Below are 25,812 nucleotides of genomic sequence, written 5' to 3'. Positions count from 1 at the left end.
TCTAAACACTACACACTATTCAGATAATTATTCTGATTTCCAACCTGAATCTTGCGAACCTGGGAGTAACAAGAAAGCCCCCCGCTGCTGCGAAGGGCTTCACCCACCTAAAACTAGAAAACCAATAAATCGTTGTTCAGCCTATTCAATAATTACCTTGCGAATGCAGTTAAACGCATCGGCAATAAATACTTCATTTTTGCTGTTCACGCCAATACTGACAATATTTCCAAAACGGGCAACACTTCCGTTGCCATCTGTTACCCCATTGGCGCCTCCTTTGGTAAGCGTAACCACCCGGCCTGCCGGCGTTATCATACGCAGATGCCCGGTATAGGTTTCTCCTATCAGCAAATTGCCCTTCTTGTCGAATGTAACAGGTCCGGAAATTGCAAAACTGGCCAACAATGGCCGGGTGGCATCGGCCGAGAGCTCCAACCCGGTTCCTGAAAAGGTAGATACAGCAAACGAGCTGTTTACTTTCCTGATCCGGGAATTCCGGCTATCTACCACCAATAGCTCTCCGGCATTATTACAGGCTATTCCCAAAGGAATAGAAAAGCGGGCTTCGCCCCCGTACGCATCCCGGAAACCAATTTCATTAGCCGCTCCAACGAGCGTGCTTACCCCGCCACCGGGAACAATTTTACGGATGGAACAATTATTATTGGAAACATACACATTCCCGCCGGTGTCGGTAGTACAATAAGGACCAGGATGAAACTCAGCATGTAAAGCATCCACATGATCAGTCCATCCGCCCAGGCCATTACCGGCAATGGTGGTTACCGCTCCATCAGGCGTAATCTTTCGTACCCTGTAATTGCCCGGGTCAACCAGGAAAAGATCATTGTTCCTGTCAACACACAATCCCTGCGGTGCATTAAACCGGGCCTGCTTACCATCTGCTGCATCCTTATAGCCCAGGCTTTGGGGTATACCCGCAAACAAGGTTACATTGCCCTGTACATCCATTTTCCGGATACAATGGTTCCGTGATTCGCTCACGTATACGTTATCATTGCTATCAATGGCCAGTCCATACAGGCCATTGAAACGCACAACCGCTCCGCTGCCATTCACATACCCGCCCCGTCCATTGGCTGGACCGGCCACATTGCTGACGGTTACTTTATAATCATATTCAAATACAGGTCCCGTAAGGGTGATGCCATTGGCCGTCAATGTTACATTGCCGGAGCCGGCGCCTTTGGGTACTTTCACCGTAACAGTAGAATCGGTGACGCCGGTAATGCTTGCCTCCATGCCGTTGAACTTTATATCCGCACCGGTAAGTGTGTTGAAATAATTACCATAAATAGTTACTTCTGTATCATACTGACCGTGTGTGGGACGTATTTTATACAAAACAGCGGTGGGCTTGTCAAATACAGCGTCATTTTTTTTACAACAACCAATCATACTATTGGTAATGGCCAACAGGCATGCTACTTTATAAAAAGGCAATATCTTTTTCATGAATTAAGGAATATAGTTTGGGAAAGGGGGTTATTCAACAATTATTTTTCTGATACGGCGATTACCCTGGTCAGCAACAAAAACATGGTCCTTGCTGTCTACAGCAATTCCGCTCATAAATTGAAACTTTGCTTCTGTCCCGGAACCATCCTGGTAGCCGTAGGAATTATTTAGTAAGGTGATTACGCGTCCTGCTGCAGTAATGATCCGTAAGCGATTTAAACCGCCGGTTATTACATACACATTGCCTTTTTTGTCCGCAGCAGTCATTAGAGGCATATTAACACTGGCAGCCATGAGCGCACCATCACTATCCAGTTCCACACCATTACCGGCCCATGTACTTGTCAATCCTGTCAATGTTATCTTCCGGATATAATTCCCACCCCATTCCGGCGCCAGTAAATCGCCTGCAGGTGTGATCGAAATATCCGATACTTCTGTGAACATAGCTTCGGCCCCTTGTCCATCAGCATGTCCCCAGGCGCCGCCTTTGCCGGCTAATGTGCTTACACCTGTACCGTCGAAAGCTATTTTTCTGATACAGTAATTACCCATATCCATTACATACAAGTTGCCGGCTCCATCGGTAACACACCCGCTTAACTGACGGAATTTTGCATTGGAAAGATTATTATCATCAAGATAACCCCAGGAGGCCGCCCCACCGCCAAAGAGCGTGTTTACCTTTCCGAGGTTGCCTTCCGGGGTAACTTTAATGATCCTGCTGCCGGAAGCTGAACTACGGAAATCAACAGCATACAATACCTGCGCCCGCGCATCGAAGCAAATATCCTTTAAGGTGCCAAACCGGGCATTGGCGCCTGTTCCGTCCACCGGCGTTTCCGTTCCGGTACCATTACCGGCAAAAGTGGTCAAAGCACCTGCCGGATTCATTTTCCGGATAGCAGCTCCTGCCTGGTCAAGGAAATAAAGGTTATCCGCCTGATCAAATACCATTTGTCCCGGACTGTACAAACTGACCTCTTTTGCATTCCCTTCTGTAAAACCACGTATTCCATTACCGGCTACTGTGCTAACGGTTACTGTATATTCATAGTTAAATTCCGGACCGCGTATCTTCCTGCCTCGCGACACAATAGTTATATCACCTGTTTCGGCGCCTTTAGGCACTTTAACTTTCAGGAGCGTATCTGTAACGCTGACAACCTCGGCCTTAACATGATTAAACCGGACATCAGTATTGCCAACCGACGCACCCAAATATCTTCCGGTAATACGTACTTCGGCGCCATGTGGCCCCTGCAGCGGATATACATGCGTGATAAACGGGATGGGTTCTGCCTTCTCTTTTTTACAGGCAGTAGCAGTAAGCAATACAATTACACCCCCTAAAATGGTTTTCTTCATAAGTTTATAGGATTCAGGCATTAAAAACGATAAATCCGGAAGGAGTATATACGCACTTTGCCACAACCTGCTTGTGTTGCAGCAAACTGTACATGAAGTGTTACAGAGCAGAGAATAAACTGCAGGATATTTAATGGCAAACGCACAGCCATATCCTATAAATAGGGCATATCTAAAAACATTATAATAAAAAAGCCCCCTGCTGTAACAGGGGGCTTCAAAAAGTCAGCACTTCATAGTAACGATCATCAGGCGAAAAAAGGATCGCCTCAAACCGATACTAATCAGTATCAACCTGCTTTTCATGCTGTAATTTTTAAAGTTAGCAATCCAGATTTCCGGATGTCTGGCTTCAACCCTTACCATGCCAGCAGTCAGAAAACCGGGCAAAGCAAGCAGTTATAAATAGCCGGCAGTTACAGCTACCGGCTATTGGCAATTTTTTGAGTGACCCTCCCCTCCGGGAAGCAAATAAGATTTGCAAGGCTCATGGGAACACCAAGTGCTTTCCGTATACCACCAAATTTGATTTTACCTATTTTAGGAAAGGCAATGGCTGAAATCAAGGTTATATACACACTCATGCTCCCGTCAAAAAACTGCCCATCACAGCAGAAAAGCAACACTCTTTATAGAAAGAACTTACAACACTACCGGATACGGTATGCATCCATAACAGGAACGAATAACCCCTTCCTATCAACTATTAAACCAGCGCAAATATTAACCGTATCTATTGGGTATATGCTAAATGAAAAAGCCCCTCGCTTCCGCGAAGGGCTTATATCTGTTAATCTTAGCAACCCAATAAATCGTGGTGCAGATTACTTCACTTCTTCATACTCTGCATCCGTCACATTTTCACTGCCGCCGGCATTGGATTGTCCGCCGCCGTTAGGACCTTGCTGGTCAGCGCCAGGTTGTGCACCTGCGGCCTGTGCCTTATAGATCTCTTCGGAAGCAGCCGTCCAGGCATTATTCATCTCAGCTACAGCTGTATCAATAGCGGCTATATCCTGTGATTTGTGCGCTTCTTTCAGCTTAGTCAAAGCATTTTCAATAGGCGCTTTCTTATCAGCCGGGATCTTATCGCCAAACTCTTTCAGTTGCTTTTCTGTCTGGAAAATCAAGCTGTCGGCCTGGTTCACCTTATCCACTTTCTCACGGGCTGCCTTATCAGTAGCTTCGTTGGCGCGGGCTTCCGCCTTCATCTTTTCTACTTCATCCTTGCTCAAACCACTACCGGCCTCAATGCGAATCTTTTGTTCCTTGCCAGTACCTTTATCCTTCGCTGTTACGTGCAGGATACCATTGGCGTCAATATCGAAAATTACTTCGATCTGGGGCACACCACGCGGAGCGGGCGGAATACCATCCAGGTTAAACATACCCAGGCTCTTATTCTGGTTGGCCATCGGGCGCTCACCCTGAATTACGTGAATTTGTACGCCGGGCTGGTTATCGCTGGCAGTAGAGAAGGTCTCTGACTTCTTGGTAGGGATGGTAGTGTTGGAATCAATGAGGCGGGTCATTACACCACCCATGGTTTCAATACCCAGTGAAAGCGGTGTTACGTCGAGCAACAGTACATCCTTCACTTCACCGGTCAGTACCGCACCCTGGATAGCAGCACCTACTGCTACCACTTCATCGGGGTTCACCCCCTTGTTGGGCTTCTTGCCGAAGAACTTCTCTACGATCTCCTGTACCTTGGGAATACGGGTAGAACCACCCACCAGGATCACTTCATCAATTTGTGAAGTGCTCAAACCGGCATCCTTCAGGGCCTGCTCGCAGGGCTTCAGGCAACGCTCAAATAATTTATCGCTCAACTGCTCGAACTTGGCGCGGGTGAGTTTCTTCACCAGGTGTTTGGGAACACCGTCCACCGCCGTAATGTAAGGCAGGTTAATCTCTGTTTCGCTGGAAGAGGACAGTTCCACCTTCGCTTTTTCAGCCGCTTCTTTCAAACGCTGTAAAGCCATCGGGTCCTTACGCAGGTCAATGGATTCATCTTTCTTGAACTCTTCAGCCAGCCAGTCCATGATCACCTTATCGAAGTCGTCACCACCCAGGTGGGTATCACCATTGGTAGATTTTACTTCAAATACGCCATCGCCCAGTTCCAGTACGGAAATATCGAAAGTACCTCCACCCAGGTCAAATACAGCGATCTTCTGGTCATGCTTGCCTTTATCCAGGCCATAAGCCAGGGCAGCAGCCGTAGGTTCGTTCACAATGCGGCGTACATTCAGACCGGCAATTTCACCGGCTTCTTTGGTAGCCTGGCGCTGCGCGTCGTTAAAATAAGCCGGAACGGTAATAACGGCATCTGTTACATCCTGACCAAGATAATCCTCGGCAGTCTTCTTCATCTTCTGCAATACCATCGCCGAGATTTCCTGCGGTGTGTACAACCGGCCGTCTATGTCAATTCGTACGGTATTATTGTCACCTTTCACCACCTTATAGCTCCAGTGGCTGATCTCTTCGGTCACTTCGTCGTGCCGACGACCCATAAAACGCTTTACGCTCGTAATGGTATTATGGGGATTGGTAATGGCCTGGCGTTTTGCCGGATCTCCCACTTTACGCTCTCCGTTTTTCAGGAAAGCCACTACTGACGGGGTGGTACGGCGTCCTTCATCATTGGCTATTACCACAGGTTCATTACCTTCCATAACCGCCACGCAGCTATTGGTAGTACCCAGGTCAATTCCTATTATCTTTCCCATAGTTGTGTTGAATTTAATGTTCCCTTATGGTTATCAATCATTATGCCGTGCCCTGTCAGAATGAAAAAATGTCAGTTCCCGGGTGGATCTCTGTCGCAAGACTATCTGCGCCTTTCCCACAGGATTGCCGTATAATAACATATAAAGTAATTGGTTTACAATCCACTGTATATTTCCGGGTCATCTATTGGGACTGACAATTTGAATTATTTATTTGATTATCAGTCAAAACAGGTGCGAAAGTTTTACAAAGCATGTGTCAACCATGTGTCAGGCATGTGTCGTTCATTGGAGAACACCCCTATTTGACACATGGATGGCACATGGATGAAGCAAGGCTCACACAAGTTTTACAGGCAGCTATCGTTTAAAACGGATACACAACCAAGCCTTTCCGTAACTTCCCTTTAAAATGCCCCTTATGGCTGCCACCATTGCCGGAAAACTGAAAATAAAAGAAGGCTATACACTCCTTACAATCAATGCTCCCAGGGACTTTGAAGCAATATTGTCACCCCTGCCCGATGATGTAACCGTCACCAGCAGCGGGAAAAATTATCAACAGATCCACTGGTTTGTCCTCAACCAGGCGCAGATGGAAAAAGACCTGCCCAAGGTCATGAAACAGCTTAAAGAAGGCGTGGTTTGCTGGACCTATTATCCCAAAGGGACTTCCGGGATACAAACAGACCTCAACCGTGATAAAGGCTGGGAAACGCTCCTGAAAAACGACCTGCAATGGCTGAGCCTGATCTCCTTCAATGATACCTGGTCTTCTTTTGCCTTCCGCCTGAAGACCGAAGCCGATGAAAAGAAAGCGGCCAATAAAGAAGAACGCCTCATTTACCAGTATGCTGATTCCAAAACAAAGACCATCCGCCTGCCGGAAGACCTGGCCAAAGCCTTAAAGAAAAACAAGAAGGCTGCTACTGTTTTCGATGCCCTGGCCTTCAGCCATAGGCGCGAATACGTGGAATGGATCATTACCGCCAAAAGAGAGGAAACGAGGGCCGCCAGGATAGCCGGTACATTGGAACGCCTGGAAAAGGGATGGAAAAATCCGAGGAATATATGATTACGGAATTATTTGCTGTCAGTAGCAGGCGCCGAAGACCCCTCTTCGGCATTTTCTATTTTGAAAGTAAACTTCTTTTGGGTCAGGTAACTGAAGGAGATCACAATGACTGTGGTGAGCGCCTTGGCAATCGTAGGATAGATGCCAAACCGGTCCACAAAAAGCGTGATAAAAATATAATTGAGGGCAATACAGATCAATACCAGCAGGAAGTACCGGAACAGTTGTACCCGGCCCAGTAAGGTAGAGCCTGGAAATACAATATTCCTGTTGAGGTAGTAGCCCGTGGGGAAGCTGATGGCAAAAGCGATCAGGAAGGCGGCAATCTTGGCGCTGATCGTAACAAAGAAGATATGCAGGTCCTGCCCTTTCAGCACAAAATGGAAAGCGACCCAATACAGAAAAATGTCCAGCAGGGTATTACCCCCACCGCAGGCCGCATAACGAAATGTCTGCGGAGGCATTAATTTCCGGAAGGGGGGGTAAAAGAAATCAATAACAGCAATAATATAATCCTTCAGCATCAGGTATTTTCTTGCGGGGCAAAAGTAATTCAATTACAATTACTGTCCATAACCTATTGTATTGCTTTCGGTAATATTAGGAGCTGTGCGCAACCGTCATATAATAAAATCCGCTAAAGCATCGAACTAAACCGATTGAGTACTTCTACTTTGACGGCGATCAATAAAAAGTCACCTTGACATTTAATCACTCAAAAAACCACATATTTGATTCTGAACTTGTTGTTTAACCCCTAGATCTGCAAAAGGCTGTCCTGAGAAGGGCAGCTTTTTGATTTTAGCAGCTATTCGAGGTTTGCAGCCTCGAATCCCTATTCTGGTGCTTGTAGCACCCCTTGTCTCTCTTCAAAAACAACCATCTCACGCCATTGTACTATTTTTGCACCCTCAAAATGAAAACATGGCAGTTGTTCAGGCTTTACAGTTGGCAATAAGTAAACAAATAGAGGCATTATTTCAGTTATCCATAGAACCATCCGCTATCCTGGTGAATGAAACCAAACCTGAATTTGAAGGCGATTACACCGTGGTGCTCTTTGCCCTCGTAAAAAGCCTCAAAAAAAGCCCGGAAGCATTGGGCAATGAACTGGGAGAAAAACTGCTGGCCGCCAATAGCGACCTGTTTACCAAATTCAATGTCATCAAAGGCTTCCTCAATCTTTCCTTATCAGAAGCCTACTGGCTGCAGTTCCTGCAGGACAATTATAACAATCCCCAATACGGATACAAGGCAAAACATGGTGAGCGGGTGATGGTGGAATACTCCTCCCCCAATACCAATAAGCCTTTACACCTCGGGCACCTCCGGAACAACTTCCTTGGATGGAGCATTGCCGAGATCTACAAGGCCAATGGCTATGAGGTGATCAAAACCTGTATCGTCAATGACCGGGGCGTGCACATCTGCAAATCCATGCTGGCCTGGCAGAAATTTGGTAATGGCGCCACACCACAAAGTACCGGCACCAAAGGCGACCACCTCGTAGGCGACTACTATGTAAAATTTGAAAATGAGCTCAAGGCCCAGGCTGCTCCTTTACAAGCGAAAGTGATGGCCGGCAACCTCAGCGACTTCAATAAAGAAGACCAGGATAAGCTGCAACTATTCCTGGGCAAATTGCCCCAACTGGCCGGCAATGCAGAAAAGACCGCCGAGATCAATGAAGAGATCAAAGAGATCGTGCGCAACAATACGCCCATCATGAAAGAAGTGCGGGAGATGCTGATCAAATGGGAACAGGGCGATCCCGCAACCATGGAACTCTGGCGGGCAATGAACAGTTGGGTATATGCGGGCTTTGATGAAACCTACAAACGCATCGGCAGTGACTTCGATAAGATCTATTATGAAAGCGATACCTACCTGCTGGGCAAAGACCTCGTAGAAGAAGGATTAAAGAAAGGCGTATTCTTTCAGAAAGAAGATGGCAGTGTATGGATTGACCTGACGGCGGATGGCCTCGATCAAAAGATCGTACGCCGCCGGGATGGTACATCTGTTTACATTACCCAGGATATTGGCCTGGCAGTCTTTAAATACGAAGAATACAAGTGCGATGAAAGCATCTATGTGGTAGGCGATGAACAGAACTACCACTTCAAGGTCTTAAAGCTCATTGCCCAGAAACTGGGCTTACCGGCTGCGGATGGTATCTTTCACCTCAGCTATGGTATGGTGGAGTTACCTACCGGCAAAATGAAAAGCCGGGAAGGCACCGTTGTAGATGCCGATGACCTCGTGGATGGCATGATACAGATAGCCCAACAGAAAACAGAAGAGCTGGGCAAAGTGAAAGACTTCAATGAATCGGAATTAGCCGGTCTCTATGACACACTTGGCTTAGGCGCATTGAAATTCTTCCTGCTGCGGGTAGACCCAAAGAAACGGATGGTATTCAATCCCGAAGAATCCATCGACTTCCACGGCTTTACCGGGCCGTTCATTCAATACACCCATGCGCGGATAAAATCCATCCTGCGTAAAGAAGCCGGCAGTGGCGGCGATAAGTCTGCTATAAGCAAAGACCTGCTGCCATTGGAAAAAGCAGTGGTTACGCTGGTCGAGCAATACCCCACCATCCTGGAACAGGCAGGGGCCGAACACAATCCTTCTGTCATTGCCAGCTACATCTTTAAACTGGCGCAAACATTCAACTCTTTCTATACAGAACACTCTATCGTCAATGCAGAATCGAACGAGAAAAAGCAATTGCGTTTACAGATAGTACAGATCACCGTCAACATCATTGCATCAGGCATGCACCTGCTGGGCATCAAAGTGCCGGAAAGAATGTAAGCAGATAGCTTAATTAGCGATAGGGAGCGTCTGTACACCAACAGGCGCTCTTTGCGTATTGCCATGCATCCGGTTGAAAGCGTAAGACAGGGTAAGCAGGCCGTAACGACGCAGGCCATTTACCTGTACCTGCTCCCGGTAAGTATCCGCTACCTGGTTATAGAAATACTTATTCCTGTTAAAAATATCCTGCACGGAAGCTGTGAGCGTCAGTTGTTCTTTGGCCAGGAAACGGTAAGCGACAGAACTGTTACAGGTAGTGACCTGCCTGTTTTCCTTTACCGCTATTTGGGAATTATAGCGGTAGTTGACATCCATGGTGAATTTTAGCCTTTTGATAGCGTTCACTTCCAGTTGAAGCTGGTAATACTGGTTATTGAAAGTGGCGCCGGGCATACTCTTCAAAGAATAAGTAGAACTTGTAAAATCAACATTGGCCGAAGGAGAGAGGATAAACCATTCCTTGTACCCTACGGAAGTATATAAATGCGCCCCGATGGTTAGCTTATCAAAATCATTTTGCCGGCCGGCTACAAAACTAACCTCCCGGCTGCCACTGGCCGATAGGTTGGTGCTGGCGGTAATGCTCCAGTCGTCCTTTCTTTTGTTAATACCCATGCCGCCTGTAATGCTGAACCTGCCCGCACCATTCACATTCCGGTAAGTACTGACCTGCCGGCCCAATGAATCATAATCAATAGCATTCACTACCTGGTTCTGTGTAACGGAGCCATGTGCAGCCAAGTGCATACTCAGGCCTTTTGACGGTCTAAATCCGGAAATCCCCAGGTGCATAAAATGCCCAATACTCGCTTTCAAAAAAGGATTGCCGGTCCTTATATACAAAGGATTGGAGTTATCAATGACCGGGGAGAGTTGCTCTGCCGAGGGGGCTGAAGAACTGATGCTATAACCAGCATACAGACTGCTGAATGAATTGATCGTATAATTGAACTGCACATTGGGCGAGAACTGTTGCTGCTGAATACGCACAACAGAGTCCTTCCACCTCAACTGGTTTTCCTGCCTGATAAAACGCATACCGGTATTCAGGGCAAGGCTCATACGGTCTGTTTTATACGCTACCTGGAAGGCAGGCGCCTGTGTCAGGCTACTGCTCCTGTTGTCGTTGGACAGCAGGCTGTCTATTTGATCATATTTGCCGGAGGCAGGATTATAGGGAAAGGTTTCTTTCCGGAGCTTATTCACGCTCCAGTCAAGCGGGTAATCCAGTGCTACTACGATGTGTTTGGTGACCTTGCCGGAAAGATTAATGCCGATCCTGTTGGTAATGCCTTGTTGAACGCTTGTACTGTATTGATCAATACTGTCTGTTGTATGATTGGTAGCAGTGTAAAAATCATTCACCGATCTGTTGTTCTGCTTTTCATCCTGGTTACTTACAGTAATATCCCAGCTCATAGCAAGGTTCATACGACGGTTCCTGCTGGTTTTATTAAAACCAAGCTGGCTGCCCACACTGTACTGAGTACCGGCTGTATGCGACCCCGATGCAAGGCTATTGATCAGTTTACCCGTCATGCCTGCTGAGTAAGCATCGTTGAGAACAGCATTGCCCGAACGGCCAAAAGAAACCATGGGCCGCCAGTTCCATATTGTTAAAGAGTCCGGCTCATACCGGATGCCCAGCGAAAACTGGTGGCTGCTGTGATGGCTCCGTTCCTGCTGATCACTGTTATACATAAAAGAACTGTCCTGCAATACATTCAGCCTGCTGAGCAGGGTTTCCTTATGGGTAGCGCTGCGGGAATAACTATAATTGGCGTCAACCGTAAGCTCTTTACCATATTGGGTATTCATATTCACGGCGCCGGACTGATTATCTGTAAAGCCTCCGGAAGAAGGCATACCGCCTGATACAGGCGCTATCGTCAAACCTCCCCCCCTGCCCGCTCCTTCATTACCGGCTGAACCATAAAAGCCCAGCCTGGTCTTGCCGCCAAACAGGTTCAGCATACCATTGGCGGCATACCGGTCGGCTGTACCGGCGCCCGCCAGCACATTTCCCAGTACACCGGCCTTCCGGTTCTTTTTGAGGGTAAGGTTGATCATTACATCATCTGTGCGCGGTTGTACCGCAAGGGAACGTTGCCTTTCTACCGGTTTGCTTTCCATCACCTGCACCTTGTCTATCACTTCAGCAGTGAGGTTGCCAATAGCCGCTTCCATATTGTGGACAAAGAAATCGCGACCGTCTACCTGTAGCTTGTTTACCTTCTTACCATTCACCGTAATACTGCCATCTGCACCAACGATAACACCTGGCAGCTTCCTGAGCAGGTCTTTCACCACCGCGTTGGGCAACAGTTTGAAAGCAGTAGCATTAAACTCAAGCGTATCGCCTTTTATCGTGAACGGCAGCTTGTGTCCTTTAATGAACACGGAGTCGAGGTGCTGTGCTTTAAGCCTGCCCGTGTCGTCATCCTGTGCCGATGCACGATTGACAAACACGAGCAGGATTAGAACCAATACCATTGCATAGCGCAAGGCAGGATGCAAAACGGGCAATGCACCGCCTGCGTTGCAAGGAACAGGTTTACTCACGATCATTAATTATTTTCAGGAACCAGTATCACCCGGATATAGTTCGCATTGTTGAAATAATGGATAGCAGCCTCCTGCAACAGCTGGGGTGTTATATGCTGCAGCTTCTTCTTTTGATCGGGCATCTCCGGCTCTTCCTGGTTAGCGATCTTGCCCGCGAGGTAACTAAGCCAGAAACCATTTTCTTTCAGCGCCCTGTCGTAACCAGTTTTATCCGTAGCCTTGTATTTGGTCATATCATCCTCTGAAGGGCCTTCCTGTTTTAGCTTCATGATCTCGCTGTTCACACTCAGCACCAGTGGCTCCACGTTGCGGGGGTCACAGATAAAATTGATCAACAGCGCATATTCTCCCGAAGGCAGCTTGCGGACATTGGCATTCACCCGCACACCATATACGCCTCCTTCCTGCTCCCGCAAACGTTCTGTAAGCCGGATATTGAGTACAGCAGCCAGCGCCCGCAGTTGATTGGCAGCGGCAACGGTATACGTAAAGCCACCGCTGAATACCAGCATCACATTCGCCTGCGGCTCTTTACCCTTTACCACCTTGCGGGCAACCCTCCCTTCGGGATAATTCAGGTGCAGGTCGCGGGGCTGCTCCTTTCTATTCACCGCAGGTAATGCCCCGAGGTATTTAGCCAGCAGCGGCTTTACAGCGGCCACATCAAAACTGCCTACGAAAGTGAACGTAAAGTCACTGGCATCGGCAAAGCGGTCCTTATAAATCATCATCGCTTTGTCTGCATCCAGTTGGTCTACCTTATCCAACGGCATCTGCATCTTGCGGAAGTGATAATTACCCAATACGGCAGACAGGGTATCATTAAATGCCTTGCCGGGCGACTGGTCGGCATTGACGAAAGAGAGACGTATCCGCTCTACCATATTGTTAAATGCAACGGGATCTTTACGGGGCTTTGTAAAATAGAGGTACACCAACTGAAGCGCCGTTTCCAGGTCCTCCACAGCCGCGCTGCCGGAAAAACCCTCTGCGGTTTCATCAATAAAAGGAGATACAGCCACATTCTTACCAGTGAGCATATTGCGCACTTCCAGCAACGGCATATCACTCACACCGCTGGCCGTCACCAGGCTGGTAGCCATCCGGGCATCATAGAAGTCAGCATCGTTTACCAATGACAATCCGCCGGGACTGTATCCATTAAAGAGGACCTGGTCCTTTTTAAAATTCGTAGGCTTCAATATCACCTTCACGCCGTTACTCAATACCAGTTCGGTAATACCAACCTCTTTATTACTGGTTTCCCCGGTAATGGTACCACCTTGTACAGGCTGGTCGAGCAGGGAGGTCCTGTCTGTCTTCTTATCAACATAGGCTGTTATACCGGCAGCTTCCGCTTCCTTGAACCATTGCAGTACCGTAGCTTCCGAAGGCAGCGAATCACGGAACGTATCATTGGCCATCATTACAATATCACGGTCTGTTTCCTTCAGGTATTTTGTTACAAAGGCGCGGAAGTCGGCTACCGTTAATTGGTTGGCAAAAGATTTATACAGGTCCTGTTCATAGGCAATGCCGGGACTGCTCACACCGCTCACAAAGTGCTCTACATACTCCCGTACATAACTTTCAGAAGGCGTTTTGTCCCTTTCCTTATAAGTAGCAGTAATGCCCGCGAGGTAATTCGTGGTGGCGCGTTTCAGTTCTGTTTCCACAAAACCATATTGTTTCACCCTTTCCAATTCCGTCCACCACGCCTTAATACCCTTTTCCAACTGCCCGGGCTTCAATACCACCCGGCCCGACAAAGCGTCCATATTAGCCATCATGCCGCCAACACTGCAACCGGCGCTGCTAAAAGGAATATGCTCAGTTTGCAATATTTCATTGAAGCGGTTGCCCATCATCATATTGAACAGGTTGCGCATCATCGCTTCCCGGAAATCTGCTTTTGTTCTTATTTTGAGTACCGGATGCTTAATCGTTAATTCCAGCCGGGTGGCCTGAACTTCGTTATCCGTTACAGCCAGGAACTGGTTCTTTCCGGTGAAAGGAATATTAACATACTTTCTTTCACGGGCATTGGAAGGCATACGCAGATCGCTAAATAGCGCCTTGATGGCTTTCTCTACCTGCTGCACATTTACATCGCCTACCACGATCAATGCCTGCAGGTCTGGCCGGTACCAGTCCTGGTAAAACTTCCTGATCTCTTCATACTTAAATGTTTTCAACACTTCTTCTGTACCAATGGGTAACCGGCTTGCATAGAGGGATTGATTAACGGCTACCGGCAACACCTTATCCTGTATGCGCTGGGAAGCGCCAAGGCGCTGGCGTTTTTCCTCGAGTATTACGCCCCGCTCCTTATCAATCTCTTCGGCATCGAGGGTAATACCTTGTGCCCAGTCGCGCAGTACCTGCAGCGCATTCCTGAACAGTACCTTATCGTCGGTAGTTACCGGCAACTGATAAATGGTTTCATCAAAAGAAGTAGTGGCGTTCAGGTCGGCGCCGAAACGCACCCCTGATTTTTGCAGGTAGTTCACCAGTTCATTCTTGGGATAGTGCGTAGTACCATTAAAGGCCATATGCTCCAGGAAATGCGCCAGTCCGCGCTGCGCATCTGTTTCCAGTATGGAGCCTACTTTATTAACCAGGTACATCACCGCTCTTTTTTCCGGCGTGGTATTCCGGCGGATATAATAAGTAAATCCGTTCGGCAGCTTACCGGTGGTAATGGCTGCATCCAATGGCACCGCTTCAGTATCCTGTTGCGCCCATACAGTTCCGTTCAGTAACAGGCAAAGGATGCCTGCGGCAGTTTTCCTGCTGTACAATCTCATAATTTACCTTCTTATGTTTAGCTAATAATAATTAGGGCATCCACCATATCTTGCTGGTGAAAATATCTATCGTACCCTGCGCCTCCAGGTTTTCCTTGTTAAGCAACGCTTCCTGTACCGGGTAAGGTGATCTTATGGGCATCCTGTCGCCTGTGCGGGCAGGATCATAAGAAAGCGGGATATCGGGGAAAGCGCCGTTGCGCCGGTAATCGACCCATGCTTCAAAAGGTTCAATACCATTAAAGGCCATATACTTTTGGAACATCAGTAACTTATACTTGTCCGTTGCCACGGTCCAGCTTACTTGCGCATTGCCGGCAGCCGTTTCCTGGGCATACCAATTATTAAAGGCCGCATCCGACAAACCAGGTTGTGTTGTATTGCCGCCCACATTCAGCCAGCGGAAAGATTCCCGTACGGCATCTTTATAAGCAGCCTCCGCATCACCCGGCATCCAGCCCCTGTAAATGGCTTCTGCCTGCAGAAAGAGGCTTTCCACGCTGGTCATGATCCAGCTATCCATATTATACCCCTTGATAATGCCCGTAGATACCGGCGACACCGCCGAATTCATGGCGCGCACACCACCTACCTGCGATACGAAATCAGCACCCTGGTAAGGGTAATCAAGTGCATTCACCGGCAGGCCATACTTATTACCCCGGTATTCAACCGGGCCAGGTTGTGTAAAAGGTTCGGGAGCGCCGGCAGGTACAGGCACCCGTGCAGGTCCATAAAAGAACCCAAGCCGCGGGTCATTATTGGCCTTCAGCAAATTCATCGCTGTTACATTGGCGCGGGCCAGTTGCCAAAAGGGAAAAAACTTATTGCCCAACACTATACTGAAGCGGGTGTACAGGTCGTACTGTGAGTACTTGGCAAAATATTGTGCCGGCTTTTGCGCCGTAAAGCCAGGATTCATATCGGCATCTTCGCCACTGTTTAAGAACCCCAACCCCTGCGCCAGTATCTTGTCAATTTCCTGTTTAATATAGGTGGCCCTGTCTGCCCGGCTGGCCTGGTGTATCAACAGGCGTAACTTTAAAGTATTAATAAACTTATACCACTTCGTTTTATCGCCCTTAAACATAATATCTGCAATGCCAATACGGATGGCTTTACCCTGGTTGGCGCCCTGTATCAATGTAATGGCCGTGTCCAGTTGTCTGATCAGGTCTTCATAAATGAACTGGCCATTATCGTATTTGGGTTTCATAATCGTAATATTGCCTGCTTCCCTGTAAGGGAGATTATTCATCTGGTCTACAGCGCGGCTCCACTGCAAAGCCCTGAGCACTTTGGCAATCCCCACATAATAGGGCTGCTGGTGCTTTTGTGCATTTTGTTCAAAGATGAAGACATTCACATCCGGACTGGAGGTTGGGAACATCGAATTATCCATAGGGAAATAAGTAAGCTGGGCTATACCGGAAGGATATTCGGCCGAGGCCCAGTACCCCATCCAGTTCTGTATCATATCATCATTCAAGGCACTCTGGCTTTCAATCAGCAAGTTGGGCAATATAAGGTCCGGCGTAGCATTTACCTCTGTTAACTGCAGCGGGTTATAATTAATATCAATCCAGCCTTTCTTACAGCCCGTCTGCAACAGACCGCAGGCAAGGCACAGCACTATAGGTGTTAAATATCTTGAGATACGCATATAATACAAGTTTTGACCTGGAGAAAGATGGTTTAAAAATTAAGGGTGGTGATCACACCATACTGAACAATACCTGGCACGGTGGATATACCTGATGCGGAACCGGTGAGGTTATCCGGAATAGTCCGGTATCCCCGGCCACCCGGCCCTTTGATCAGTTGAGGATCGCCGCTCTTATTACCCTTTGAATAGAAGTTGAACACATTGCGTCCATAAATGCTCACCTGGAAACGTTTGATCACTTTTGTTTTTAGGTTGCGCTCATAGCTCAGCACGATTTCCCGTATCTTCAAAAAGTCGGCTTTGGCAATATAGAGTGTGGAGGTATTTTCAAAGCGGCTGTACAGCTCCTTATTGGCGTTTTTCACCTTGATGTCTGTATTGTCCACATACTTACCGGAGGCATCGAGGTAAGAGGAATTGGGTATCACATAAGGTTTGCGGTCGTTGTAAGTCGTCAGTACATGCATACCATTCATTACATCCAGCGTTCCTTTTTCATAATAATGCCAGGCACCCAGGTTGAACTCGCCAAGCACAGCAAGCGACAATCCTTTCCAGGAAAGATTAATATTAATACCTCCTGTATACTTTGGCAGGCTCCTGCCCGTAAAATGGGCGCTATCCCTATCTGTTTCGGGCATGCCTGTTTGCTTGTTCACAATTATCCTTCCTGCAGGATCTCTTTTCCAATCGAACAACTGGTATTCAAAGGCAGTCTGTCCGGGCCTTGCCACAATGCCATACATGCTTCCCCAGTAGGGCGTTTTTAATGGGAAAACTCCTTCATACACATCACTAATGGATAAAACCTTGTTGGTGTTCATAGCCATGCGGAAGTCGGCCGTAAGGGTAAGTCCATTGTTCAATTTAAAAATGGGATTGAACTTAAGATCAAGTTCCCAGCCCGAATTGCGCAGTACACCGAGGTTATCAAGCGTGCTGGCGCCGCTCAGCCAGGGCGTTTTTACTTTCATAATAACGCCGTTATTACGTTGTGTATAAAAAGAGAAATCTGCCACCACACGGTCCTTCCACAAACCAATCGCCATACCATATTCCTGCGACAGGATCTTTTCAGGCTTGAGGTAAGGATTGGGTATATCGGCCAGGAACTGATAGCTCAGCACACCATCGTCTATGGTGCCCGGGTAAGGGAAATAATTCTGGAAAGCCAGCATTAGTGTACGCTCAGCCTGGTAGGGTTCAATATTCATATTGGCGGTCCCGTTCACAGCACCCCGCAACTGCAGGCGCGATAGCCAGCTTATTTCTTTCAGGGAAGGGATCACTTCATTCAATATCACAGAAGTATTGGCGCCCACATACAGGTCTTTCCCCCGGGCTATGCTGGCGCGTTTGGAGTCCCAATCGTTACGCGCCATCAGTTCCACAAACACACGGTCCCGGTAACCAATACCGGCTGTTCCGAATACAGAATAAAAACGGGTGAGCAATGCTTCTTCACTACCATAAGGCTGGTCACGCGAGAAAATAAGGTTATACACCGGTACAATAGGATTGCCGCTCCCACCCATCTTTTTACTGTAGCTCTCCCGGATGGAGTTGCCAATAGTAGTCCTGAACGTAAAATTGCCTGCCTGGTTGAGCGCGGTGATCAGCAGGTCATTATTGAGCGAAGTAAGTGTTCTGGTATCTTCTTTTAGCTGCGCCAGTTGGTCCCGGTAACGGTTCCATCCACCGTACTGCTTGGCAAAATCGGAGAAGTAGACCGGAGCCTGGGTTGTTTTTTCATAAGCGCCATTATACACAATGCCGGGCTTCTCGGTAATAGTGAGCCAGGGTAATACCTTCATGGTAATGATAAGGCCGCCTGCCAGGGCATTGGAAGTACCTACGCTCCTGTTATTTTTGGCAACCTGGTAGGGGCTCATCACTTCCTGGTCCGACCAATAGTGGTTATTATCTGCCCATTTATTATTCTCATAATCTTTATAACTCAGTACCGGTATAAAAGTGGGATAACTTCCGATATACTGCATCTCAGGCCCGCCATCAGTAGTGGTACGCGAATAGTTCAGGTTGAGCTGAACCTGCAGCTTGCCAAACTTCCGGCCACCGCTGAAAAAAACGCTCAGGGCATTTTGCTTGTCGCCCGGTATATACCCTTCCTGGTGAACATGATTCAGCCCGATATAAAAATCAGATACAGCATCAGACTGGGAAACAGACAGGTTATTCTGCACGATACTGGCCACCCTGAAAAAGCGGCGCGCATCCTTTTTATCGGAATAAGTCACCATCTGGTATTCACCATTCTCATCCGGGCGGCCGATCTTAACCAGCTCTCCGTTATAGGCGGGTCCCCAGCCGTTCCTGTCCAGCAGGCTGTATACACCATTACCATTGGCATCTACGGTGCCCATCCCGGTACCGTATCGTCTTTGCAGAGAATTATCATTCCGGTAGTCCATCCGTTGAAAAGAGACATTGTTCCTGAAGCTGATGACCGGTTTACCTTTTTGTCCTTTTTTGGTAGTGATAATAATAACACCATTCACGCCCTCCGGACCGTATAAAGCGGTACCGTTGGCGCCTTTAAGCACCGTTACATTTTCAATATCGGCAGGATTGATATTATTGATGAAATCCATGACCAGGCTGGCCGAAGCAATATCAGAACCAAAGCTCAATGGTGTACCGTTCAGGATAAACAGGGGCTGGTTATTACTGTTCTCGCCAAAAGAACGGATACCCCGGAGCAGTACACGCATCTGCGGGTTCATATCGGCGGATTGTGTAGCAATATTTAAACCAGACACTTTACCGGCTAAACCGGTAAGCAGGTTACCTGAGTTGGCCCGGTTGATCTCTTCACCGCTGATCTTAACAGCACTATAGCCGATCTCTTTCTGGCTCTTTTCAATCCCATACGCAGTGACCACCGTCTCGGACAGCTTTTCCGCCTGTGGCTCCAGCATAACGGTAATATCAGCTTTATTCGCGTCTAATTTAATTTCCTTCGACTGGTAGCCTACAAAGGAAATAATAAGGATAGTGCCCGGATCTGTTTCCATTTTGAAGCTCCCCTTACTATCGGTGATCACAAAGGATTCTTTACCTTTTACCGTAATGGTGGCGCCGGCCAGCGGTTCTTTGGATGTGGCATTTAAAACCCTGCCCGTATAGATATTCCTGAAAGCATCCAAATTCAGGAAAGGAGGTTCGGGTATAATGATCTTCCTGTAAAAAGTGATCATCCTGTTGGTGATCCGGTAGTTGAGTGATTGCTTACTGCAATACAGCTCCAGGAACTTTTCCAGCGGCATCTGGCTTACATCCAGTGTAACCAGTGCCGTTTCATCCAGCAGGCTGTTGTTGTAAAAGATCACATAGCCTGTTTGCTTTTCGATGGCGGAGAATACCTGCCTGGCAGGGATATCCTTTCCGCTTAAAGAAATGGATTGGGAGTGGCCGGAGGCATGAACCCCCAGCGTTGCTACCATCAGAAAGAAAAACGTTAACCTCATCACGAGCAGAATTTTGGACATTGCAGACCTGTGCCGTAGCAGGCGGGGACTGCAATAAGCAGTTTTTTGCATAAATTGCATTGTTTGGTTGATGAAAATCCCGGTAAGGAAATTTAATTAATCAGACACCTGCCGGAGGTGCTTCGACTCACTTCCGGCTTTGTTTTTATACAGCCGCAATCGTTTCTATAGGAAGAGGTTATCGTACTTTATTTCCTGACAATGACCAGCCGGTTGCCGGCTTCCAGTCTGTAGTGCACGCCGGCATCTTTCAATACCAGCAGCAATTGGGAAAGGTTTATATCCATCGGCATCTTACCGCCAAAAACAATATCCGGTATTCCCTGTTCATATACCACTTCAATATCGTACCAGCGTGCGAGTTGACGCATAGCCTGGCTGATGGGCATTCCTTCAAAATTGAATAAGCCATTCTTCCAGGCCATCACTTTGGCCATGTCTGTCCCTGCTACCTTGCTCAATGATCCATTGGCGTTTAATTGCGCCTGCTCTCCGGGCTTCAGCATTTCACTGGCCCCTTTATGCGTCACTTTTACAGCGCCTTCCAGTAAAGTCACTTTTGTATCAGGCTCATCGTCATAAGTATTCACATTGAAATGCGTTCCCAACACATTTATTTCAAGGTTATTGACCACTACTTTAAATGGTATCTTCTTTCCCCCTTTAGCGGATAGGGGTGCTACTTCGAAATAAGCTTCGCCGGTTATTTCCACCTTCCTCTCTGTGCCGGTGAAGGCAGTAGGATACCGCAGGGAGGAAGCCGCATTCAGCCATACCCTGGTACCATCCGGCAGTGATACCTGGAACTGCCTGCCTTTGGGTGTAACCATTGTATTGTAGGTAACAGCAGAAGAATGTTCATCCTCCTTTCTATAAGTAAGCTGACCGCCTGACAGCACCACTTTAGCCCCCTGCTCTCTGGCAACAACACCATCCTGCAAACTGTCCAATACCAGCTTACTGCCGTTGGCCAGTACCAGGATAGCGCCAGACTTACCCGGCTGTACGTCATACTCTTTTTGCTCTGTGATAACACCGGCAGGCTGGTCCGTATTAAAATACCAGGCAGCAGCACCACCCACTATTACCAGCAATACCGCCGCAGCCCACCACCAGCGTGAACGCGCTATAGGAACCACCCGGCCGCCTGATCCTTCTATAGCTGGTTTATCTACAGCCATGATCGCCCGGAACAATTGCTCATAATGGGACTGGTTGATCACTTTATCCGCTCTCTCCTGCTCTTCCATTAATTGCGCCAGCGCAAGATGGAACTGTGCTTCCATCCCTTCCTGCTCACTCAGGCGCCGCAATTGGTCCAGCACTTCCGGATCCTCATGGTTTTCCATGTAAGCCTTGAGCAATTGCGGTATGGATGAAGCTGAATGCATGGTGTTGGTATTTCCCTATAATTAATAAGTCAACTGTCGTAAAAAAAAGGACTACTGCCCGGTCAAATATTTTTTAATTATATAACCTGGCGTTCATAAAGGCATCAATCAATAGTCTTATGCAAAATGCTGAACAACACTAAAAGCGGGAATTGATAGCCCGCTTCCTGCAGGTGTTGACGGATGGACGCCAATGCCTGCACCAGTGCATTTTTAACGGTACTGTGGGACAACTGCAATTGTTCGGCAATAGCAGGGATCGTCATCCCCTGCTCACGGCTCAGCAGGTAGATCTTTTTACGTTGGGCAGGCAATGAACTGACCGCCTGTTGTATCAGCCTGCGCGTTTCCTGCAGGTCGAGGTGGTTATTGACAGCATCATGCTGGCTGTCAACCGGCACTGTTGTATGCATGTTATTAACCACCTGCTGATAACGCAGGTGCTGTTTAAACCAGGAAAAAGCTGCATGGGAAGCTATTTTGAAAATCCAGCTATGGGGTTGTTCTACTCCGGCCAACTTGTCCCTTCCCAGCCAAAGACGGATAAATATATCCTGTATGATCTCATCTGCCGGCACATCAGCCCCTGTAAGTTTGCGGAGAAAAGGGACCAGTACAGGTATATAACGTTTATACAGTTCATTGAATGCAGTTTCATCCCCCTCTGCTATGAGGGCAAAAAGATGGAGATCGGTATAGGGAGAGTGCGGATGCAAGACGGACAGTTGCTTCAGGCATAAATGTAGGGAAAAATAAACGGAACCTCTTTTAGTGCAATAAAGAAGGGACAAACGGCTTTTCTTCACCCCGTCTTTGCCGGACTTTTTTACTGCACACGTTTGCGTAAGATTTTCTGCAACTGGCAGGTATTCCGGCATTTTTATCTACTTTGCCACCTGCATATTATACATCAAACACCCGCTTATGAATCGCAGAAACTTTGTAAGAAATGCCGGTATCGCTACAGCCGGATTTGCTATCCTGCCGGCCAGTCAGCTATTTGCCGGGCAACAACAAAAAGTACGCATAGGCATCATCGGCGTAGGGTTGCGTGGACAGAATCACCTTGACAATGCCCTGCACCGTAGCGATGTGGAAATAGCAGCTATCTGCGATATTGATGAGCGTATGCTGCAGATGGCAACGGACCTCATTAAAAAGGCAGGGAAACCCGCTCCCAAAATATTCAAAGGTGATCCCAACGCCTGGAAAAAGCTCGTGGAGCTGAAAGAGTTGGATGGCGTGCTCATCGCCACGCCCTGGGAGTGGCATGCTCCTATGATCCTCGGCGCACTGGAAGCAGGTATTAAATATGTAGGTACGGAAGTAGTATTGGGTATTACCCTGCAGGACCACTGGGATGTAGTAAAAGCGGCCGAGCGGCACAATGCCCAGGTCATGATGCTGGAGAACGTATGCTACCGCCGTGATGTAATGGCCGTGCTTAATATGGTAAGGCAGGGATTGTTTGGCGAGATCGTTCACCTGCAGGGAGGCTACCAACACGATCTGCGGGAAGTAAAATTCAACAATGGTAAAGACGCCTATGGCGGTGGCGTGGAATTTGGCGAAAAGGCTTTCTCCGAAGCGAGGTGGCGTACCAACCATTCCGTACACCGTAACGGCGACCTCTACCCCACTCACGGCATTGGCCCGGTAGCCAATATGATTGACATCAACCGGGGCAACCGTTTTGTATCCCTGTCGTGCTTTTCCACCAAGGCGAGGGGCTTGCATGACTTTGTAGTGAAGAAAGGCGGAGAACAACATCCCAACGCAAAAGTGGAATTCAAGCTGGGCGATGTGGTCACCACCATGATCCGTTGCGTGAATGGTGAAACGATCCTGTTACAACACGATACCAACCTCCCCCGCCCTTATTCACTGGGCTTCCGGGTGCAGGGTACCAAAGGCATCTGGATGGACCTGAACCACTCCATCTACCTCGAAGGCGTGAGCCCCAAACCCCACCAGTGGGAAGCGGCCCAAAGTTACCTGGATAAATATGACCACCCCTTATGGAAGCGCTGGAGTAAGGAAACAGAAGGCGCCGGACATGGAGGCATGGACTTCTTTGTATTGCATGCCTTCATTGAAGCCATCAAACGCAAAGTGCCTACCCCGCAGGATGTGTATGATGCGGCCGCCTGGAGCGCTATTACACCCCTGAGTGAGATGAGCATTGAGCTCGGTAATGAAACAGTAGAATTCCCGGATTTCACCAGCGGACAATGGATGTACCGCAAGAATGATTTTGCCCTGAATGATCAATATTAACATGAACGAATCTATTATAGAAGCTGCAGCCCGGCAATTTGGGCACGGTGAACCGGCGATTGCTAACCTCGGTAATGGTTTAATACACCATACCTACAAGGTAGCATTTACCGGCGCCAACAGCAGCAAGCCCATTGTTTTGCAAGCTATCAACCGGCACATGTTCAAACAGCCGGAGAATATCATTTACAATTACCAATTGGTGTACGAAAGCATTGCCGCCAATAACAACGGCTCATTCATTGCCCCGCTAATACCTACCCACGACGGGAAATGGTTTTGGGAAGATGGACAGGAGTCTTTCTGGCGGGCCACCGGTTATATAGACGGTTCTTATACGCAAACCCTGCCCAATACAGCAGCAGAGGTATATAAAACCGCGCAATGCTTTGGTCATTTCACCCGCTCCCTGCATGCCATCAATACGACCCGCTTAAAAGTGATCATACCCCATTTCCATGATCTCGCTTTGCGGTACAACCAGTTTGAGCAGGCAGTGAGCCAGGCCGCCATCGGGCGTTTACTCAAGTCAACCCATGTAATTGCCGAATTGAGGCAACGCAAACAACTGGTAGACTTCTATACGTACATACAACAGCATCCGGCCGATTACCACACCCGGGTGATGCACCATGATTGTAAGCTGAGCAATATCCTGCTCGATTCTGTTACGCATGAGGCGCTGTGCCCGGTAGACCTGGATACGGTAATGCCCGGCCTTTATTTCTCTGATGTAGGCGATATGATCCGCAGCATGGCTGCCACACAGGATGAGAACAGTACAGCGTGGGAGTTAATAGATATCAATGCTGACTTTTACCAGGCGATCATTGCCGGTTACCTCGAAGGTATCGGCGACAGCTTTACAGCGGCAGAAAAGGAACACATTCACAAGGCCGGCCTCATGATGGTATTCATGCAGTCCCTCCGCTTTATAACGGATTTCCTAAACAATGACGTGTACTATAAAATAGATTACCCTGAGCAAAACCTAAACAGGGCATTGAATCAGTTGATCTTGCTGGAGAAGCTGGAGGAGTTTCTGGAGAAAAAGCAATAGACAATCCTCGTTGCCTTGTTGCCTCAATGCCTTGTTGCCTCTATCCCAAAATATGCTATTTCCTCCTGCAAATTCAGGAAGGGATACTTGTCCTGTAATTCCTTTGCTTTTTCAAGATGGGCTTTCAGGAACTTCTTATGCGCTTCGGTAGCGGGATGAAAAGCCTTGTGCTTGCGGGCAATCACCATTTTCTGTACCTCTGTGGCCAGTTGCTGTGATTCGGCATCTGTAAAATGCCTCATAAACTTTTCCAATACAAAGCTCGTAGCCGGGTAATTGGGATGTACCATGTCTACATCATAAAAACGGTAATCGCGCAATACATCAATCACCAGCTCGTAGGCAGGAAAATAATACAGCTTATCAAACTTATTCACCAGGTGGTGCACCACTTCCAGCAAACGGGCCTTGCTACGGTTATTGTCCACTACGCCGTCACGGATATGCCGAACGGGGCTCACAGTGAATATAACCCGCAGGGAGGGGTTGAACTTAAATACCTGGTATAAACTATTGTCCAGCGCTGTATTGGTCTCTTCAATTGTCATCAGGTGCTTGCGGAACCACTGTCCGGGAGCACGGTGACAATTGGCTACAGCCCCCGCTGCACCTCCCCCGGTTTGAGACGCAACAGGCGCCTGATCGGTTAGCCGGTAAGAAAAGGAACTGCCCAATGTAATAACAAGCCATTGGGCTTGCTTCAGGAACTGGTGGGCTCTTTCCTGCGAAGCATTGATATTGCGCAAACAGGTTTCCTGGTCTACATGCGAAAACCGGCTATGGTGCTGCCAGCTTTGCCACAGTTCATTGAGGTAAAAAAGATCATTGGCAGTGTATTGTTTGTTCTGTACATAAGATACCAGGCTGGAAGCAACACTGGAAGGATCAAAGAGAATACCATTGGGGTTTTGCAACACCTCAAACTTCAACTCCTGCAAGCTGTTGCCGATATGCTCCGTAAAACAGGAGCCGGTAAGCAGGATGGGCTCTCGGTAATTAATGGTTTCCGGAGGAGTGGGAATATTGATATCTAACATGAAATCCATAATCAGTA

At 48.0% G+C, this 25,812-nt stretch carries 15 protein-coding genes; 4 read left to right on the top strand and 11 right to left on the bottom strand.

Annotated features, from left to right (window positions below):
* Positions 1–141: 141 nt before the first annotated feature.
* The 3 genes from HB364_RS16990 to dnaK form a co-directional block, all read right to left on the bottom strand.
* Entirely contained in the window at positions 142–1,479 is a 1,338-nt protein-coding gene (locus HB364_RS16990) for an IPT/TIG domain-containing protein (protein ID WP_167289408.1), read from the bottom strand.
* A gap of 30 nt (positions 1,480–1,509) precedes the next feature.
* A complete protein-coding gene (locus HB364_RS16985; protein ID WP_167289407.1) occupies positions 1,510–2,850 on the bottom strand; it encodes an IPT/TIG domain-containing protein in 1,341 nt (446 codons plus the stop codon).
* A gap of 824 nt (positions 2,851–3,674) precedes the next feature.
* Positions 3,675–5,585 carry a molecular chaperone DnaK gene (dnaK, locus tag HB364_RS16980; RefSeq protein ID WP_167289406.1) on the bottom strand — a complete coding sequence of 637 codons (1,911 nt, stop codon included), beginning with the start codon at positions 5,583–5,585 and terminating at the stop codon, positions 3,675–3,677.
* 421 nt (positions 5,586–6,006) lie between these two features.
* Between dnaK and HB364_RS16975 the strand changes: the two genes are divergently transcribed.
* A complete protein-coding gene (locus tag HB364_RS16975; RefSeq protein WP_167289405.1) occupies positions 6,007–6,660 on the top strand; it encodes a YdeI/OmpD-associated family protein in 654 nt (217 codons plus the stop codon).
* A gap of 8 nt (positions 6,661–6,668) precedes the next feature.
* Here HB364_RS16975 and HB364_RS16970 read toward each other — a convergent pair whose 3' ends face one another.
* Positions 6,669–7,184 carry a GtrA family protein gene (locus tag HB364_RS16970; RefSeq protein ID WP_246228510.1) on the bottom strand — a complete coding sequence of 172 codons (516 nt, stop codon included), beginning with the start codon at positions 7,182–7,184 and terminating at the stop codon, positions 6,669–6,671.
* Between the two features lie 400 nt (positions 7,185–7,584).
* On the opposite strand from HB364_RS16970, the gene argS reads away from it, so the two are divergent.
* Positions 7,585–9,480, top strand: coding sequence for an arginine--tRNA ligase (gene argS / locus HB364_RS16965; protein ID WP_167289404.1), 1,896 nt, complete (start codon positions 7,585–7,587; stop codon positions 9,478–9,480).
* Positions 9,481–9,489: 9 nt separating this feature from the next.
* Here argS and HB364_RS33540 read toward each other — a convergent pair whose 3' ends face one another.
* The 6 genes from HB364_RS33540 to HB364_RS16935 form a co-directional block, all read right to left on the bottom strand.
* Entirely contained in the window at positions 9,490–12,045 is a 2,556-nt protein-coding gene (locus HB364_RS33540) for an outer membrane beta-barrel protein (RefSeq protein ID WP_167289403.1), read from the bottom strand.
* 5 nt (positions 12,046–12,050) lie between these two features.
* Positions 12,051–14,855: a M16 family metallopeptidase gene (locus HB364_RS16955; RefSeq protein WP_167289402.1), complete on the bottom strand. Its 2,805-nt coding sequence runs from the start codon at positions 14,853–14,855 to the stop codon at positions 12,051–12,053.
* 31 nt (positions 14,856–14,886) lie between these two features.
* Entirely contained in the window at positions 14,887–16,518 is a 1,632-nt protein-coding gene (locus tag HB364_RS16950) for a SusD/RagB family nutrient-binding outer membrane lipoprotein (RefSeq protein WP_167289401.1), read from the bottom strand.
* Between the two features lie 32 nt (positions 16,519–16,550).
* The gene (locus tag HB364_RS16945; protein WP_167289400.1) at positions 16,551–20,009 is read right to left on the bottom strand and encodes a SusC/RagA family TonB-linked outer membrane protein; all 3,459 of its coding nucleotides are present in this window, start codon (positions 20,007–20,009) and stop codon (positions 16,551–16,553) included.
* Positions 20,010–20,218: 209 nt separating this feature from the next.
* Complete coding sequence (locus tag HB364_RS16940) at positions 20,219–21,421, bottom strand: FecR family protein (RefSeq protein ID WP_167289399.1); 1,203 nt, start codon at positions 21,419–21,421, stop codon at positions 20,219–20,221.
* 104 nt (positions 21,422–21,525) lie between these two features.
* Positions 21,526–22,137, bottom strand: a complete 612-nt coding sequence (locus HB364_RS16935) for an RNA polymerase sigma factor (RefSeq protein ID WP_167289398.1) — start codon at positions 22,135–22,137, stop codon at positions 21,526–21,528.
* A gap of 208 nt (positions 22,138–22,345) precedes the next feature.
* Here HB364_RS16935 and HB364_RS16930 point away from each other — a divergent pair, with 208 nt between their 5' ends.
* Together HB364_RS16930 and HB364_RS16925 are read left to right on the top strand one after the other, a co-directional pair.
* Positions 22,346–23,698 carry a Gfo/Idh/MocA family protein gene (locus HB364_RS16930; protein WP_167289397.1) on the top strand — a complete coding sequence of 451 codons (1,353 nt, stop codon included), beginning with the start codon at positions 22,346–22,348 and terminating at the stop codon, positions 23,696–23,698.
* Position 23,699: 1 nt separating this feature from the next.
* The gene (locus tag HB364_RS16925) at positions 23,700–24,758 is read left to right on the top strand and encodes a phosphotransferase enzyme family protein (RefSeq protein WP_167289396.1); all 1,059 of its coding nucleotides are present in this window, start codon (positions 23,700–23,702) and stop codon (positions 24,756–24,758) included.
* A 23-nt stretch (positions 24,759–24,781) separates the two neighbouring features.
* Here HB364_RS16925 and HB364_RS16920 read toward each other — a convergent pair whose 3' ends face one another.
* Positions 24,782–25,804: a GSCFA domain-containing protein gene (locus tag HB364_RS16920; RefSeq protein WP_167289395.1), complete on the bottom strand. Its 1,023-nt coding sequence runs from the start codon at positions 25,802–25,804 to the stop codon at positions 24,782–24,784.
* Between the last annotated feature and the right edge of the window lie 8 nt (positions 25,805–25,812).

Source organism: Paraflavitalea devenefica (genome assembly GCF_011759375.1).
Taxonomy (GTDB): domain Bacteria; phylum Bacteroidota; class Bacteroidia; order Chitinophagales; family Chitinophagaceae; genus Paraflavitalea; species Paraflavitalea devenefica.
The sequence above is the reverse complement of the archived record's forward strand: the minus strand, read 5'-3'. Positions and strand labels throughout refer to the sequence as shown.